This window comes from Permianibacter fluminis (genome assembly GCF_013179735.1).
Lineage (GTDB): Bacteria > Pseudomonadota > Gammaproteobacteria > Enterobacterales > Permianibacteraceae > Permianibacter > Permianibacter fluminis.
Genome location: NZ_JABMEG010000001.1, coordinates 86,853 through 101,447 on the forward strand (window position 1 = coordinate 86,853; position 14,595 = coordinate 101,447).

Here is a 14,595-nt window from a genome sequence, read left to right on the forward strand (position 1 = left end):
CTGTCCCGGCCGGACAATGGATGCGTCCGGCCCTCACCGCAACGGAGGTCACCACCATGACCGATTGCTTTGTCCGGGTCTGCCTGACCACGGTCGCCACCGAGGCCGCCGCGAACTATTTGGCGGAAACCTTGGTCAATGAGGGCCTCGCGGCCTGCGTTAACATTTTGCCAAGCATCGTTTCCTATTATCGCTGGCAAGGTGAACTGTGCCGCGACAACGAATGGCTGCTCGTGCTGAAATCCGATGCCGCACATCTGCCAATGCTGGAGCAACGGCTGCTGGCGCTGCACCCTTACCAGACTCCCGGCTTTACTGTGCTGCCGGCCAGTCACGTCAGCGACGGCTATGGTCGCTGGCTGCATGACAACCTGAAATAAACGCTGGATTGCTGCCGTGGGACGGCGGCAGCCGTTACCGGATCGATCTGTCCATGAAAGCTGTTCTGTTCGCCATTGGCCGCCGTCTGGCTGGTCTGCTCCCGGTACGTGCCCGTACCCCGCTCACCTCGAAGATCGTCCTGTCCTGCGCGTCCGCCAGCACCGGCAAGGCCGCCCGCCGCTTCTCGCTGCCAACCTTTGGCAAACGCCGGGCGCAGGCCTGGCGCGTGATCGCCGAGCAGCAACGGCTGCGGTTCGGTTTGCTGACCATTGCGACACTGATCGCGCTGTGCGCATTGTTTCTGGCACCACCGCCGGCCCATGCGGCATCGGCCAGCGAGCTGCTGCGCGCTGCAGCGGACAACGGCCAGAACGAGGAATTCCTGAAAGTCGATCAGGCGTTTCAGGCCGAGGTCAGCCGGCTCGACAACGACATTCTGATCCGCTTCACGATTGCGCCCGGCTATTACCTCTATCGAGATCAATTCCGCTTCAAGGCCGACGGCGCCACATTCGCCGCACCGCAGTTTCCGGACGGCAAACTGAAACACGACGAATTTCTTGGCGAACAAATCGTCTATTTCAAATTCGCGGAAATTCGGCTGCCAATCGCGCAAGCCAGCGGCGACTTTGAACTGAAAATGACCTTCCAGGGTTGTGCCGAAGCCGGCCTGTGCTATCCACCGACCACGCGCAAGTTTTCGATTACTGGTGCAGCCGTCGGTAACGCGGCTGTCGGTGCATCCGATTCAACCAATTCCGCCACCGCATCCGAATTAATCCAGACAACCGAAACTGCTGCCAGCGCATCCGCATCAACCTCTGCATCGACACCGATTGCCGGCGCCGCCGCTGGTGGTGATCTGGCCGCCGCACTCGGTGGCAATTTGCTGCTGGCCATGGCGATTGCGTTCGGTGCCGGCCTGCTGCTGACGTTTACACCATGCGTGTTGCCGATGATTCCGATCACTGTCGCCGTCATCGGCGGCCAAGGTGCGCAACTGTCGACCGGTCGCCGCTTTGCCTTGGTCTTTGTCTATGTTCAAGCCATGGCATTGACCTATGCCGCACTGGGTCTGGCGGTTGCCAGTGCCGGCGCGGCCTTGCAAGGCTATCTGCAATCCGCTTGGCTGATTGTGCCGTCGGCGGTGTTGTTCGTGTTGTTGGCACTCAGCATGTTTGGCGCTTACGAATTGCAATTGCCGGCCGCCGTGCGCGATCGATTGGCGCAATCGAGTGCTGGCAGTTCCGGTGGTTCGATCACCGGTGTCGCGTTGATGGGCGCTTTGTCGGCCTTGATTGTTTCGCCGTGCATCAGCGCACCGCTGGCCGGCGCGCTGGCCTATATCGCGCAAACCGGTGAGTCACTGCGCGGTGGTCTCGCCTTGTATGCGCTCGGACTCGGCATGGGCCTTCCGCTGTTGATCGCTGGCGTCGGTGGCGGTCAGTTGCTGCCGCGCGCCGGTGCCTGGATGGACAACGTCAAGCATCTGTTCGGCTTTGGTTTGATCGCAGTGTCGATTGTGCTGGTCAACCGCTTGATTCCCGCCAGCGCCGGCTTGCTGTTGTGGGCGCTGTTCGCGTTGGCGTTCTCGGCTTACTTTGCCCGCCTGCAAACCCACAGCGCCTGGCAGTATCTGCTGCAGGCATTGCGCTATGGCGCGCTTGTTTACGGCATTGCATTGGTCATTGGCGCACTGGCCGGGCAAACCAATCCCTTGAAGCCGCTGCCAAGTTTCGCCAGCGCGGGCGCAGCCGCCGAAACCAATCGCAAGGTCGATGCCCACGCCGGCTTCAAACGCATCAAGTCCATCGCTGATCTGGAACGCGAACTGGCGGCGGCAAACGCCGCCGGTAAAACCGTGATGCTGGATTTCTTCGCGGATTGGTGCGTCGCCTGTTTCGAATTTGCCGACTACACCTTCCCGGATCCCGCTGTGCAAAAAGCGCTGGCCAATACCGTGCTGCTGCAAGCCGATGTCACCGCCAACGACGACACCGATCTGGCGCTGATGGCAAAGTTCAACATTCTCGGGCTGCCGTCCATTCTGTTTTTTGATCGCAACGGCAACGAGCTGGCCGGTACCCGCGTGACCGGCTTCATGAAGGCCGAGGCGTTTGCCCAGCACGTCAGCACCCGGCTGAACTGAGCACACTCCATCAAAGCCGGCGCTCGCCCGCGTGGCGAACGCCGGCTTTTCTTTTGCAGCGCCACCCAGCAGACCACCGAATCATCGCCAGCGCGGGCGAACGTGACCCCACCCGCCACAACCGCCACTCGAAATGGCGCGCGCAGACGGAACCCCGTCACCTATACTGAGCGCGAACCCACCAGGAACCATCATGTTTCCGGCGCTGCTGCAGCATGTACAACGTCTGCCCATCCGGCAGGTTTATCTGAGCCAGCTGTATTTCTCCGGTGTGCAATCGGTCGGCGTTGCCTTGCTGGCGGGTGGCGCGCTCGGCGCCATCATTGTCAGCCTGATTCTGGGCAGCTTTGGTCAAAGCAGTGCCATGGCGCTGCGCATCATGAGCATCAGCACACTGGAAGAAGCCGCGCCGATCATGGTCGGCTTGTTGTTCGCTGCTCGCAGCGGCGCCGCTCAGGCGACCGAACTGGCGACAATGCGCGTCACCGGCGAGCTGCGCACCTTGCAACGACTCGGCATCGATCCGATTGAGTATCTGGTGTGGCCGCGCGTGCTCGCCGCCAGCATGTGCTGCGCCGCGCTGTATCTCTATTTTGTCGCCAGCGCCATGCTGATCGGTGCCGCAATGACACCGCAGGCCGGCATGCTGACCGAATTGCGCGCGCTGGCCGCCAATACCGAAACCCATTTACCGTTTTACGGCATGGCCAAGACCGCGATATTCGGCATGGCGGTCAGCAGCATCGCCTGTCAGCTCGGATTTTCCGCCGGCAGTGCCAGCACCGAAATCGCCCGCCTCGCCTCGCGCACCGTGTTGTACAGTGTGATCAGCATTCTGCTGCTCGACGTCTTGTTCGGCGTGCTGCTGCGCTTGTGGACCTGATCGCACATGAACGAAATGGCACGGACATGAACTGGACAGCGCTTGACCTGAGCGCCGGTCAGCATCACGCCTTGCGTTGCAGCGAGGAGTCGCAGCGCGAGCAATGGCTGGATAGCATCTGCCTGCATCTGCAGCAGCAGTCGATTCGCTATGGCCTGCTGCATCAACAGGGCGCGCTGCTCGGCAACCTGAGCACGCTGCAAAATATTTTGCTGCCGGCAAGCTGGCAGCAGCCGCAGGCCGAACAGGCGCTGGAAGCACGCTTGCACACACTGTTTGCCCAGCTTGGCTTTGCCGACCACAACGCACTGCACTGGCTAAACAAACGGCCCAATCAGTTGACCAGTGTGCAACAGCGCGCGGCCATCATTGTCCGGGCACTGCTGACCGAACCGACCGTGCTGGTTTGCGACGAACCGTGGTTTGTCGAACAGAACCGGGCCGAATTGCAATTGCTGCAACAGGCCGATGTGCTGTGTCGGCCATGCTGTTGGCTGGTGGTGTACGCCGATGCGTTGCCGGCGCTGGCACAGATCAATTGGCAGCATCACGAACTGACGGAACTTGCTTTGGAGAAGGTCGCGGTATGACGGCATCAGCAACGGGCAAGCACCGATACCGGGTCGCATTATTTCTGTTCGGCAGTGCCGGCCTGCTGCTGCTGCTGCTGGGTGGACTCGCGCACGAACAAGGCTGGTTTACCCCGACCATTGACTTGCGTTTTCAGGCCGACAGCGCCAACGAGTTGCGCCCCGGCATGCAGGTTCGCTTGTCCGGCGTGCCGATAGGCAAAGTCAGCGACGTGCAACTGGATGACACGGCGCGGGTGCAAGTGAGCTTGCAGATCGATGCCGATTACCAGCGCTTTCTCGGCGCCGGCACCCGCGCCATCAAGGCGCGTGACGGCATGTTTGGTGACAGCTATATCGTGCTGGTGGCTGGCAGCGGCAGCCCGTTGAAAGAGAACAGCGAATTGCCGTTTGAAGACGATCCCGGCATAGGCGGTGTGATCAATCAGTTGCGCGAAAAATTGCTGCCGGTGCTGGACAACCTGCAGCAATTCACCGCGACGCTGAACGACCCCAACGGCGATTGGCAGCAGATTGCCAGTGAAACCCGTGGCCTTCTGCAGGAGATGCGGCAGTCGCGCCAGCAGCTTGATCAGATGCTCGCCAACGTCAATCAACTGACCGGTAAACAGTTGCCGAAAACGCTGGCGGAAACCGAGGCCAGCCTGCAAAGCATACGCACGCTGGCCGGCAATGCCGACCAGCGGCTGGCGGAAATTTCGGCCGGCCTGCAGACCACCCTCGGCAATCTCGATCAGAGTGGCAAGGACGCATCGCTGGCGCTGCAGTCACTGCAGCAATTGCTGGCCGAAACCCGGCCGCAGCTTGCGACCGTTTTGCAAGATACCGAGGCGCTGCTGAAGAACGCCAACACCACAGTCGACAATATGCAGACGCATTGGCCGTTCACGCCCTCCGATGATAAGCAGGCGCCACGGAATGCGCCGGAAAAAGAGTCGCCGCCAGTCCCGGCGCCCGCCCATTCACCCTAGCGAAACGGGCCACGGAATCCACCGCAAGCCTCCGATGACCGGTATGCTGGCAAGGCCGTGCATCCGACCAGTTACCGCCGCAGCCGGCATTTCCCGGACGTTGCAAAGCGGATTCGCACGATGTTTTGTGAACATGGTTTGTGAACGATGTTTGCACACAGGCAATTGGCTCGCTGCTACGCTTTGTTCACTGGTCTTGATGTACTGGTCTTTATGTACTGGTATTTATGAACCGGGCTCGACGCTCCGGAGCTGGTAACGGTCCACACCATGATCACTTCTGCCGAGGAACAGGCCGCCATCGTACTGGCCAAAGCACAACGTCTGCGCCAACAACGAACGCTGTTGGCCGGGGCGATCTATGCCGTGTGCATTGCCCTGCTGCTGCTGTTCCGCTGGCAAGGCAGCGTGCACCTGAACGAGATCGCGCTGGCATTCATCATCGGCAGCGCGCTGCTCGCCAACCTCGGTTTTCTCTGGTGGATTGCCAGCGGCCGCAATTTGTCGCGGCGCGACCCCAGCTTGACCAAACCACAGGTGCTGTTCGCAACGCTGTGGTCATTCGTTCCGCTTTATCTGAATCCGGATTTGCGTGCCGAGATTTTGATGTTTTACCTCTGTGCGTTCTTCTTCGGCAGTTTTCGGCTGCAGCGTCAGGATTTTCTGCAGATTGTGCTGGTGGCGCTGTGCGGTTATCTCGGCATCATGGCGCTGGATATCTACAACGAAACTGCCGGCGTTTCGCTGCAACAAAATATCGTGCGCTTTGTCATGCTGACCGTGGTCCTGTTGATCCAGAGCGTGTTGGGTGGCCACATCTACGACATGCGCAAGCAGCTACGCTTGCAGCATCAGGCTTTGCAAGAGGCTCACGAACAGATCAGTCATCAGGCGGCATTCGATGCCCTGACCGGATTGCACAATCGCCGGTTTCTGATGGAAGCCTTGTTGCGGGAAGAGGCGCGGGCGCGCCGCCGCGGCAGTCAATTCAGCATCATCATGTGTGATCTGGATCATTTCAAAGCCATCAATGATCGCTACGGTCATCTGGCCGGTGACGCGGTGCTGAAAACCGCCGCTGAAACCTTGATGCAGCATTTGCGCACTACCGACTGGCTGGCGCATGGCGGCGACGAGCTGGTCGCCCGTTATGGTGGTGAAGAGTTTGTGATTCTGTTGCCGGACACCGATCTCGAAGGCAGCCGACTCTGCGCTGAACGGCTGCGTAACGCCCTGCGCAATGCCCATCAGTCAACATTGCCGGAAGGCCAGCAGATGACCGGCTCTTTTGGTGTTGCGCAGTATCGCGTTGGCGACCAGCTGCGCGATCTGCTGGCATGCGCCGACAGCGCGCTCTATGAAGCCAAGCACAATGGCCGTGATCGGGTCGTAGTGGCCACGTAGGCGACCTGAACGCCGTGCACGAGACAGGCGCCCAGTGCCACCGGGAACCGATCCGGTGGGCCGCAGTCAATGCAACCGAAGCAGCCGTTCCTACAACAGCATCACGCTGTTTTCTGTGAGCCTGCCTTCTGTAACCCTGTTTTTCTATAAGCCCGTTTTTCTGAAAACCTGTCGTTCTGCAAACCAGTCGATGCTGTACGCCGGGTCAGTGCGTAGTAGACTGACCACAACGTCCGCGGAGGGCCAAACCATGTTGATACGCGCCTTGGCAATTGCCATCGTCATGACTCTCAGTGCCTCGGGCTGTGCCGAGCTCAAATCCGCTGGCCGCACCATCGGCCACACCACCAAGGAAGTGACCACCGATATCGGTCACGCCACCCGCGATGCCGCTAAGGAAGTGGGCCAAGGCACCAAGCGTGTGGTCAACGAAGTGACCAAGGACAGCAGCGAAAGCAAGGAAGAAGAAAAATAGCGCTGCGGCGGTAACGGATGCTCCATGTAAGCATGCACCTGCTACGGTGCTCAGCAACGTTCAGCGCCGACACGTTTTATGAGATTGCGCTTCAGAATTTGCGCGCTCTCCTCTTTCGAGCCGTTTATCTCTACTGCAGCGCACTTCGGATTTCCGGCTGATTGAGCAAGCGCTCCAGCTGCGTCTGGAAGTCTTTTTGGACGTCGGGGCGCTGCAGTGGCGCACGCGTCGTTACCCGTGTTTTGGCCAAAATTGTGTTGGCATCATCACTGACAGCCAATTCGGCATCCACCATCAGTTCCGAATTTCTTGACCACGAGAAACGCCAATCGTGCAGCGTGAGCTTCACCAGTTTCGCCGCCTTGCACTTCATATCGGCGCTTTCTGACGGGCATAACACTGCACCGCGCTGCCGCAAGCTGCTGGCGACAATGTCACCGAGTTCTTGCGCCACCGGTTTTGCGGAAGCGTTGATGATATTTTCCGGGATTCCCCAAATCATCGCCCGATGACGGGTGCCGAGAAACTGGCTGGTCTTGTCGCCTGACTGCACGTAAGGCCGATTGTCGATGACCTCAACCCGCAGCGGGCCGGAGAGATCACCGGTGATCTCCGGCTTGACCATGGCCAAACTCTGGGGATAGGTGCCAATACATCCTGTCAGCAACATTGCCGTGGTTATTGCCACCAAACCTAAACACCATGCCGACCAATTCTTCCTTGTCATTTGTTGCTCCATGTAAACGGATTGGCTCTGGGCTGAAACGCGGCTTCGCAGCATATCGCATCACGTTTCACCCAACCACGATTGCCGTATCGCTACCGCATCGGCATTAAGCAATGGTGCTGCAGCGCGATAAGTAACCGGATGCTGACGTAGCTTCAACGGATTGCCGGCATGCGGCACGCTCACGCCGCTGGCGTGTGGCAAATGCTGAATCATCTCGCGCGCCTGCAACTGCGGATCGGTATACACCTGCGCCAGATTGTTCAGCTCGCCAGCCGGCACACCGGCCGCGGCCAGCGCGGTCAGCCAGTGCTGCCGCGAGTGTTGTCGGGTCAACGTTTGCAACAGCGGCAGCAGTTCGCGTCGGTTGCGCACCCGCTCGGCATTGCTGGCAAAGCGCGCCTCATCGGCGAGGCTTTCACGTCCGGCGACCCGGCAAAAGGCCCGGAACTGTTTGTCATTGCCGACCGCCAGCATGAATTCACCGTCGCTGGCGGGCATCGCCTGATACGGCACGATGTTCGGGTGCGCCGATCCCTCGCGCACCGGCAGCTGGCCACCGACCAGATAGTTCATGCCCTGGTTGGCGAGCCAGGCCACCTGGGTATCGAACAAGGCCAGATCGATGTACTCGCCCTCGCCGCTGACCGCGCGCCGATACAGCGCGGCGCTGATGGCGCTGGCGGCATACATGCCGGTCATCAGATCGGCAACCGCGACACCCACCTTGACCGGGCCGGCTCCCGGCTCGCCCTCGGGCACGCCGGTCAGGCTCATCAGGCCGCCGCGGGCCTGAATCATGGCGTCGTAGCCGGCCTTGTCGGCGTCCGGGCCGGTCTGGCCAAAACCGGTGATGCTGCAATAGATCAGCTGCGGATGCCGGTCCTTGAGCTGGTCATAGCTGAGTCCGTACTGGGCCAGGGCGCCGACCTTGTAGTTTTCCACCAGCACATCGGCCTTGCCGACCAGCTGCAACAGCAGCGCCTGCCCGTCGGCACTGGCGAAGTCGATGGCAATCGAGCGCTTGCCGCGATTGGTCGCCAGAAAATAGGCCGATTCGGCGCTGTCCTTGCCGTCAGCATTTTTGAGGAAGGGCGGGCCCCAGCGCCGGGTGTCGTCGCCCTCGCCCGGCTTTTCGACCTTGACCACATCGGCGCCCAAATCAGCCAGAAACTGGGTGCACCAAGGCCCGGCCAGAATGCGCGACAAATCCAGCACCCGGACTCCGGTCAGCAAACCTGCCATCGCACTGATCCTCTTTATTGAGTTGCGTTTATTGAATTGCGTTTAATTGGATTGCGTTGTTTTCTGGTTTTGGCTTGCGGCTGTTCGGTTGGCGCGGCCCGCTGGCAGCCCACGCCCCTGCCGCCAAGTGCGACCGTACCGGATTGACCGCCTGAGCCATTCCGCCTATCTTAGCCGCCCGCGCCCGCCATGCCCGGTCGCCGGCCAATGCCACAAACGCAGCATCTTGTGGCGATTGGTGCCGATATTCGGCAAATCTGGTGTGATCTTGTGGTTAGACCTGTGTCAGATAGACATTCGGGTCGTCGCCCTTCACAATACCCGGCCTCGGCTGGGATGCCGTATCGTAACCTGTTCCGAAATAACAGGTTGTCGTGAAAACTCGACTAAATAGCGCCAGATGTCGACCTGTTCGACACATCACGTGGTCCGGAACCCGACCGCGTGCAGGGCGTAACGACGGAATCCTTTATTGATGGCCAAACTGCTGGTCTTGCACGGCCCCAACCTGAACCTGCTCGGCACCCGCGAGCCGGACAAGTACGGCCGCGTCAGTCTCGCCGAGATCGATGCCCGCTGCAGCGCACTCGCGCGCGAGCTGGGTCACGAGCTGGTCAGCCTGCAGAGCAACGGCGAGCAGGCGCTGATTGAGCGCATCCATGCCGCCGGCACTGACGGCACCGCCTTCATCATCATCAATCCCGCCGCATTCACTCACACCAGTATTGCCCTGCGCGATGCGCTGCTGGCGGCGGCGATTCCGTTTATCGAAGTGCATCTGTCGAATGTTCAGGCGCGGGAAGCCTTCCGCCAGCATTCCTATTTCAGTGATGTCGCCGTCGGCACCATTACCGGTCTCGGCGCGCAGGGTTATGAACTGGCCGTTCGCGCCGCCAGCGCGCGGCTGACCGGGCGCTGACACCACTACCGAATTCGCATTACCAACCTTGAAGGTTCTACCCATGGGGAAAGAGAAGATGGACATCCGCAAAATCAAGAAGCTGATCGAGCTGCTCGAGGAGTCCGGCATCGCGGAAATTGAAATCAAGGAAGGCGAAGAGTCGGTGCGCATTTCGCGCCACTCCAGCGCGCCGCAACCTATGCACTACAGCGTGCCGATGCACGCACCGGCGCCAATGGCCGCACCAGCGCCTGCTGCTGCCCCGGTCGCAGCCGCTGCTGCTCCGGCCGCCGCCAGCGGTCACACCCTCAAGTCGCCGATGGTCGGCACCTTCTACCGTTCGGCAAGCCCGGGCTCGAAGGCCTTTGCCGAAGTCGGTCAGCAAGTCAAAGTCGGCGATGTCCTGTGCATCGTCGAAGCCATGAAAATGATGAACCAGATCGAATCCGACAAAGCCGGCACGATCAAAGCCATCCTGGTCGAAAACGGCCAACCGGTGGAATTCGATCAGCCGCTGTTTGTGATCGAATAATACAAAAACGGGGTGGGAGGCTGCAGATTACGGTCAGCGCCCACCAGCAACAATGAATAGATGAAGCATGCCGTTCCGGTGCGAGCCGGAACGGTCATTCAACCGGCACCGTTCGTCTGTCGATGCCACTCGGCCCTGCCAACGCAGAGCCCCGCAAATCGAACGGTGCGCAAATGAGATCTCATTCCATGAGCAACCCGGTTGCCCAGAAGCTGGATAAAGTGTTGATCGCCAATCGCGGCGAAATTGCCCTGCGCATTCTGCGCGCCTGCCGCGATCTGGATATCAAGACCGTGGCGGTCCATTCGACTGCCGACATCGATCTGATGCACGTCAAACTGGCCGACGAGTCAGTCTGCATCGGACCGCCGGCCTCGAAAGATTCCTACCTGAATATCCCGGCGATCATTTCGGCTGCCGAAGTGACTGACGCCGTCGGCATTCACCCCGGTTACGGCTTCTTGGCGGAAAACGCCGATTTTGCCGAACGGGTCGAATCGAGCGGTTTTGTCTTCATCGGTCCGCGTGCTGACACCATCCGCTTGATGGGCGACAAAGTCAGCGCCAAAGACGCGATGAAAAAAGCTGGCGTACCGACCGTGCCCGGTTCCGAAGGCGCGTTGTCGGATGACCCGGTCGAGCAAGTAAAAATTGCTCGCAAGATCGGCTTCCCGGTGATCATCAAAGCCTCCGGCGGCGGCGGTGGTCGCGGCATGCGCGTGGTGCACTCCGAAGCGCATCTGCACAGCGCCGTGCAAACCACCAAGGCCGAAGCCAAGAGCGCGTTCAACAACGACATGGTCTACATGGAGAAATTCCTGGAAGCGCCACGTCACATTGAAATCCAGATTCTGTCCGACGGTCAGGGCCACGCCATTTATCTGGGCGAGCGCGACTGCTCGATGCAGCGCCGGCACCAGAAAGTGGTCGAAGAAGCACCAGCACCGGGCATCACGCCCGAGCAACGCAAACGCATTGGCGAGCTGTGCGTCAAGGCCTGCGTCGAAATCGGTTACCGTGGCGCCGGCACGTTTGAATTCCTGTTCGAGAAAGGCGAGTTTTTCTTTATCGAAATGAATACCCGCGTCCAGGTCGAGCATCCGGTCACCGAGATGATCACCGGCGTCGACATCATCAAGGAACAGCTGCGCATCGCCGCGGGTCTCGGCTTGTCGATCAAGCAGGAAGACATCAAGCTCAAAGGCCACGCCATCGAGTGCCGGATCAACGCCGAAGATCCCAAGACCTTCGTGCCGAGCCCGGGCCTGATCCAGCGCTTCCATCCGCCCGGTGGCTTGGGCATTCGCTGGGATTCGCATGTCTATGCCGGCTACAAAGTGCCGCCGAATTACGACTCGATGATCGGCAAGCTGATCACCTTCGCCGATGACCGCGATACCGCCATCGCCAAGATGCGCACCGCCTTGGAAGAACTGGTCATCGACGGCATCAAGAGCAACATCAGCCTGCAGCGCGAGATCATGAACGACTCGAACTTCCAGCGCGGCGGCACCACCATTCATTACCTGATGGAAAAGCTGCGTAAAGAAGGCTAATTGGCATTTCTTTGCTTAAAAAAGACGGCCCAATGGGCCGTCTTTTTTTTTCTGATTCAATTGACCGCGCTTTCGAGTTGCACCACAAGCGCATCAATGACAAAGATACGCTGCAGCAGCAGTTTGTCTATTCCAACAAAGAAATCAATAGCAGAAAAATCTGCTCACTCCGCTCTTACATCAAATTTCACAGTCGCTTCGTGAAACACAGTCAAAATTTCATTCACCTTCGATTTCTTGTCGTCTGATTTACGTTCAGGCTCAACACGTAACCGGTATTGAAATTGTTGTCGCAAATCCCCGAGCTCATTGTCCGGGGAATTGTAATTGGCCTCCACCACCAAAGTATGCTCTCCCTCTGGCAAAGGTCTCAAAAAAAGCCAATAACCATCACTGGCTGCTGGCGAATATAGCTCAGGCTTATCGACATACAATGCATCGGCGAACGCATTAAAACATTTCTCGGTACGTACACGCATTGCATCCAGTTTTCCTATCGGAATACCATCGAGAACAACTTTCATCGTGACGTTATTGTCATTATTGATTGAAACCCACTTCTTGAGCTCATCACAGCTGCGTCTGTTCGTCGGACTCGTATTAGCCATGACCGCGATAATAGGCAAAAACAGGTATTTCCCAGAGGGAACTGTGCAGCTACGTCTGACACTACTTGTGCCGTCGGTACCAGCAAGAAACCATACATCTCCGGTCTGATTGAGCCCGCACAATTGACCTGTCGGGTCCTGATATGGCCGAACACCATCCGGAACTTTATTGACCCACCGCCACCAGCGAGCAACGTGATATTCCGCGTCTCCGCCGCCAATTGAGCCACTTAATGGCAACACAAAATTTGGTTTACCCGCGCCAGCAGTTGGACTGACAATCAGCAAAAGAAAAACAAGTGTATGGAATTTCATCAGCTCTTACCTTCATGGGGTCGAGACATTCAGCATGTGCTGAACTTCAGCTCGGGTTTCAGCTTGCTCAGGGTCATTTCTACTGAGCTCCAGATACCGCGTGAATTCAACATGCGCCTCGGCTTTTCGCCCCAATTGCATTAATAGCTGTCCCCGCCTTGCGACACCCTCGATATATTCAGGGACCTCTTTAAGCAGTAAGTCGAGGTTCTCCAGTGCATCCTTCGGTCGGTGCAGCTGGTCAAATACCACGCTCAGCTGATAGAGCGCATCTTTACGGTACGTTTCGTCATCTGTAAGCACCGTCAATGGCTCCAATAACTCGACCTTCCGGTCAGCCCGCAATAAGGCTTGTGCCAGCCAAAACTGACCAAACGTGCTCTCGGGCTCTACCAACACAGCCCTTTTCAGCAACTTTATTGCCCATTCCAGATCCAAGTTCGATTCCGTCAACAAGCGACCCAACTGGCGAGCACCGTGTGGACTAAGCTCAGAGAACCGTTCGGCGCTCACTAGATGCAGAATCTGTGGCCATGGACTTGCTTTCAAGCTGCCAAGATAAGATGCATAGTCATCATGAAATTCGGAAAGGGTAACCGTTCGTACTGTAGATGCGAGAGCTCGCTCAGCTTCACCGTAATTCTTATTTCGGCTCGCCACGTTGGCTTTGTCCGCAGCGACTTCACCAATGCTGTCTGCCAGCAAAGGTCTTAGCGGCAAGTACGCTTTAAGTGCCTCCGCATATTGCTCCATCTGTTCGTAACTTCCACCCCACCTTGGTTTCAATGAAATCATCCTGCTCCAGGAGACACTGCGACATGCGGGGTCTATCGCGTTTGCTTGAGTAAAAGCAAAGTCTTCCAATTCACCTCGCGAGTCAATTCGCGCCATGATCATAAGACCGACATACGCATCTAGCATGCGAGGTTCTATTCGAATTGCATCGTTATATAAATCAACTGAGAGCAAAACAAACTCAGCCATGCGCTTCATATTTTCTGCCGGCGTATCACTTGCCCACTTACTGCCTCTGGCTTTGCCTGCCATATGGCGATAAAACAGTGCACGGGCCGTCAGCGCAAAGGGACTCTTCGGCGCCTTTTCGAGCCAGCGTTGCGTCAATCGGCCAGAATCATAGCTATCATCTATTGCAGCGAAATCCCTGTGAATTACCTCACTGAATCCTTCTTTGACAAAATGCCGTTCCAAATCGGTGCGAAATAATGCATCAAGTTCCGCAAGCTGGTCTGCCTCGACATATTGCTTGATGGTTTTTAAGGAAATGGCATGAGCAAAGGAATACTCGCATTCAGCACGTGCCAAGCTTACTTGCCATTGATTGGCGGGCAGGTCCGGATAGCTCAAACAACGCTGTAGCGGATCTACAATCGCCTCTGCTTGCTTAGCTTTGGTCATGAACTCCCGGGCATCGACGGGGGCATCGGCAAAATAGCGTTTCGGAACATCTTGCGCAGTTGCATTACCTGGAATTAACACTGCAACGAAAATCACCAGCCAAACAATCGGAAATATCCAATTCATCAACTTCAATCCATTTACTTGATAGGTCGGTGCCATATGCTGTCATGCTATCCCCGCACATTTCAACTTGCTTTCCGCAGCGGGTAGGCCGCATTTGTCAAGTTTGGCTGGGGATACTCAGTTTCAGTGGGAGTAGTCCAGATGAGGCGCGGTCGGCAAAGAAAATAGGCAATGTCCCCTACTCGAACTCACAGCGTTAGCAACTATGCTGGCAGTAAACGTAGCCCGGATGCAATGAAATGGAATCCGGCGTGATGTGCAAAACCATCCCGGAATTCGCGGCGCTGCATCCGGGCTACAAAGAGGCCAACTACCA

14 protein-coding genes are annotated in these 14,595 nt (G+C 57.9%); 10 read left to right on the forward strand and 4 right to left on the reverse strand.

What is annotated here, in order from left to right:
- Nucleotides 1-20 precede the first annotated feature (20 nt).
- From cutA to HPT27_RS00450, 7 genes are all read left to right on the forward strand, one after another.
- The gene (gene cutA, locus HPT27_RS00420; protein WP_211197796.1) at nt 21-380 is read left to right on the forward strand and encodes a divalent-cation tolerance protein CutA; all 360 of its coding nucleotides are present in this window, start codon (nt 21-23) and stop codon (nt 378-380) included.
- A 53-nt stretch (nt 381-433) separates the two neighbouring features.
- Nucleotides 434-2,530 (forward strand): protein-disulfide reductase DsbD, encoded by a 2,097-nt coding sequence (gene dsbD / locus HPT27_RS00425; protein WP_172237338.1) that lies wholly within the window; start codon nt 434-436, stop codon nt 2,528-2,530.
- Nucleotides 2,531-2,723: 193 nt separating this feature from the next.
- Entirely contained in the window at nt 2,724-3,413 is a 690-nt protein-coding gene (locus HPT27_RS00430) for an ABC transporter permease (RefSeq protein ID WP_172237341.1), read from the forward strand.
- 26 nt (nt 3,414-3,439) lie between these two features.
- A complete protein-coding gene (locus HPT27_RS00435; RefSeq protein WP_172237344.1) occupies nt 3,440-4,003 on the forward strand; it encodes an ATP-binding cassette domain-containing protein in 564 nt (187 codons plus the stop codon).
- Complete coding sequence (locus HPT27_RS00440) at nt 4,000-4,974, forward strand: MlaD family protein (RefSeq protein WP_172237347.1); 975 nt, start codon at nt 4,000-4,002, stop codon at nt 4,972-4,974. The genes HPT27_RS00435 and HPT27_RS00440 overlap by 4 nt, the downstream gene beginning before the upstream one ends.
- Nucleotides 4,975-5,244: 270 nt before the next feature.
- Nucleotides 5,245-6,378 (forward strand): GGDEF domain-containing protein, encoded by a 1,134-nt coding sequence (locus tag HPT27_RS00445; protein WP_172237350.1) that lies wholly within the window; start codon nt 5,245-5,247, stop codon nt 6,376-6,378.
- 250 nt (nt 6,379-6,628) lie between these two features.
- The gene (locus tag HPT27_RS00450) at nt 6,629-6,853 is read left to right on the forward strand and encodes a hypothetical protein (protein ID WP_172237352.1); all 225 of its coding nucleotides are present in this window, start codon (nt 6,629-6,631) and stop codon (nt 6,851-6,853) included.
- A 130-nt stretch (nt 6,854-6,983) separates the two neighbouring features.
- On the opposite strand, the gene HPT27_RS00455 is transcribed toward HPT27_RS00450, so the two are convergent.
- Entirely contained in the window at nt 6,984-7,592 is a 609-nt protein-coding gene (locus tag HPT27_RS00455; RefSeq protein WP_172237355.1) for a hypothetical protein, read from the reverse strand.
- 48 nt (nt 7,593-7,640) lie between these two features.
- A complete protein-coding gene (locus tag HPT27_RS00460; RefSeq protein WP_172237358.1) occupies nt 7,641-8,825 on the reverse strand; it encodes a CaiB/BaiF CoA transferase family protein in 1,185 nt (394 codons plus the stop codon).
- 475 nt (nt 8,826-9,300) lie between these two features.
- Between HPT27_RS00460 and aroQ the strand changes: the two genes are divergently transcribed.
- The 3 genes from aroQ (at nt 9,301) to accC (ending at nt 11,814) form a co-directional block, all read left to right on the forward strand.
- Complete coding sequence (aroQ, locus tag HPT27_RS00465; RefSeq protein WP_172237361.1) at nt 9,301-9,744, forward strand: type II 3-dehydroquinate dehydratase; 444 nt, start codon at nt 9,301-9,303, stop codon at nt 9,742-9,744.
- Nucleotides 9,745-9,802: 58 nt separating this feature from the next.
- Nucleotides 9,803-10,258, forward strand: coding sequence for an acetyl-CoA carboxylase biotin carboxyl carrier protein (gene accB / locus HPT27_RS00470; RefSeq protein WP_172244973.1), 456 nt, complete (start codon nt 9,803-9,805; stop codon nt 10,256-10,258).
- 188 nt (nt 10,259-10,446) lie between these two features.
- The gene (accC, locus tag HPT27_RS00475; RefSeq protein WP_172237364.1) at nt 10,447-11,814 is read left to right on the forward strand and encodes an acetyl-CoA carboxylase biotin carboxylase subunit; all 1,368 of its coding nucleotides are present in this window, start codon (nt 10,447-10,449) and stop codon (nt 11,812-11,814) included.
- A 164-nt stretch (nt 11,815-11,978) separates the two neighbouring features.
- Here accC and HPT27_RS00480 read toward each other — a convergent pair whose 3' ends face one another.
- Both HPT27_RS00480 and HPT27_RS00485 read right to left on the reverse strand, forming a co-directional pair.
- Entirely contained in the window at nt 11,979-12,737 is a 759-nt protein-coding gene (locus tag HPT27_RS00480; protein ID WP_172237367.1) for a hypothetical protein, read from the reverse strand.
- Between the two features lie 12 nt (nt 12,738-12,749).
- Nucleotides 12,750-14,315 (reverse strand): tetratricopeptide repeat protein, encoded by a 1,566-nt coding sequence (locus tag HPT27_RS00485; RefSeq protein ID WP_172237370.1) that lies wholly within the window; start codon nt 14,313-14,315, stop codon nt 12,750-12,752.
- Between the last annotated feature and the right edge of the window lie 280 nt (nt 14,316-14,595).

Excerpts from the sequence above, each read along its gene's own strand:
- cutA (WP_211197796.1), top strand. The coding sequence starts at position 21 with ATGCGTCCGGCCCTCACCGCAACGGAGGTCACCACCATGACCGATTGC.
- dsbD (WP_172237338.1), top strand. The coding sequence starts at position 434 with ATGAAAGCTGTTCTGTTCGCCATTGGCCGCCGTCTGGCTGGTCTGCTC.
- HPT27_RS00430 (WP_172237341.1), top strand. The coding sequence starts at position 2,724 with ATGTTTCCGGCGCTGCTGCAGCATGTACAACGTCTGCCCATCCGGCAG.
- HPT27_RS00435 (WP_172237344.1), top strand. The coding sequence starts at position 3,440 with ATGAACTGGACAGCGCTTGACCTGAGCGCCGGTCAGCATCACGCCTTG.
- HPT27_RS00440 (WP_172237347.1), top strand. The coding sequence starts at position 4,000 with ATGACGGCATCAGCAACGGGCAAGCACCGATACCGGGTCGCATTATTT.
- HPT27_RS00445 (WP_172237350.1), top strand. The coding sequence starts at position 5,245 with ATGATCACTTCTGCCGAGGAACAGGCCGCCATCGTACTGGCCAAAGCA.
- HPT27_RS00450 (WP_172237352.1), top strand. The coding sequence starts at position 6,629 with ATGTTGATACGCGCCTTGGCAATTGCCATCGTCATGACTCTCAGTGCC.
- HPT27_RS00455 (WP_172237355.1), bottom strand. The coding sequence starts at position 7,592 with ATGGAGCAACAAATGACAAGGAAGAATTGGTCGGCATGGTGTTTAGGT.
- HPT27_RS00460 (WP_172237358.1), bottom strand. The coding sequence starts at position 8,825 with ATGGCAGGTTTGCTGACCGGAGTCCGGGTGCTGGATTTGTCGCGCATT.
- aroQ (WP_172237361.1), top strand. The coding sequence starts at position 9,301 with ATGGCCAAACTGCTGGTCTTGCACGGCCCCAACCTGAACCTGCTCGGC.
- accB (WP_172244973.1), top strand. The coding sequence starts at position 9,803 with ATGGACATCCGCAAAATCAAGAAGCTGATCGAGCTGCTCGAGGAGTCC.
- accC (WP_172237364.1), top strand. The coding sequence starts at position 10,447 with ATGAGCAACCCGGTTGCCCAGAAGCTGGATAAAGTGTTGATCGCCAAT.
- HPT27_RS00480 (WP_172237367.1), bottom strand. The coding sequence starts at position 12,737 with ATGAAATTCCATACACTTGTTTTTCTTTTGCTGATTGTCAGTCCAACT.
- HPT27_RS00485 (WP_172237370.1), bottom strand. The coding sequence starts at position 14,315 with ATGGCACCGACCTATCAAGTAAATGGATTGAAGTTGATGAATTGGATA.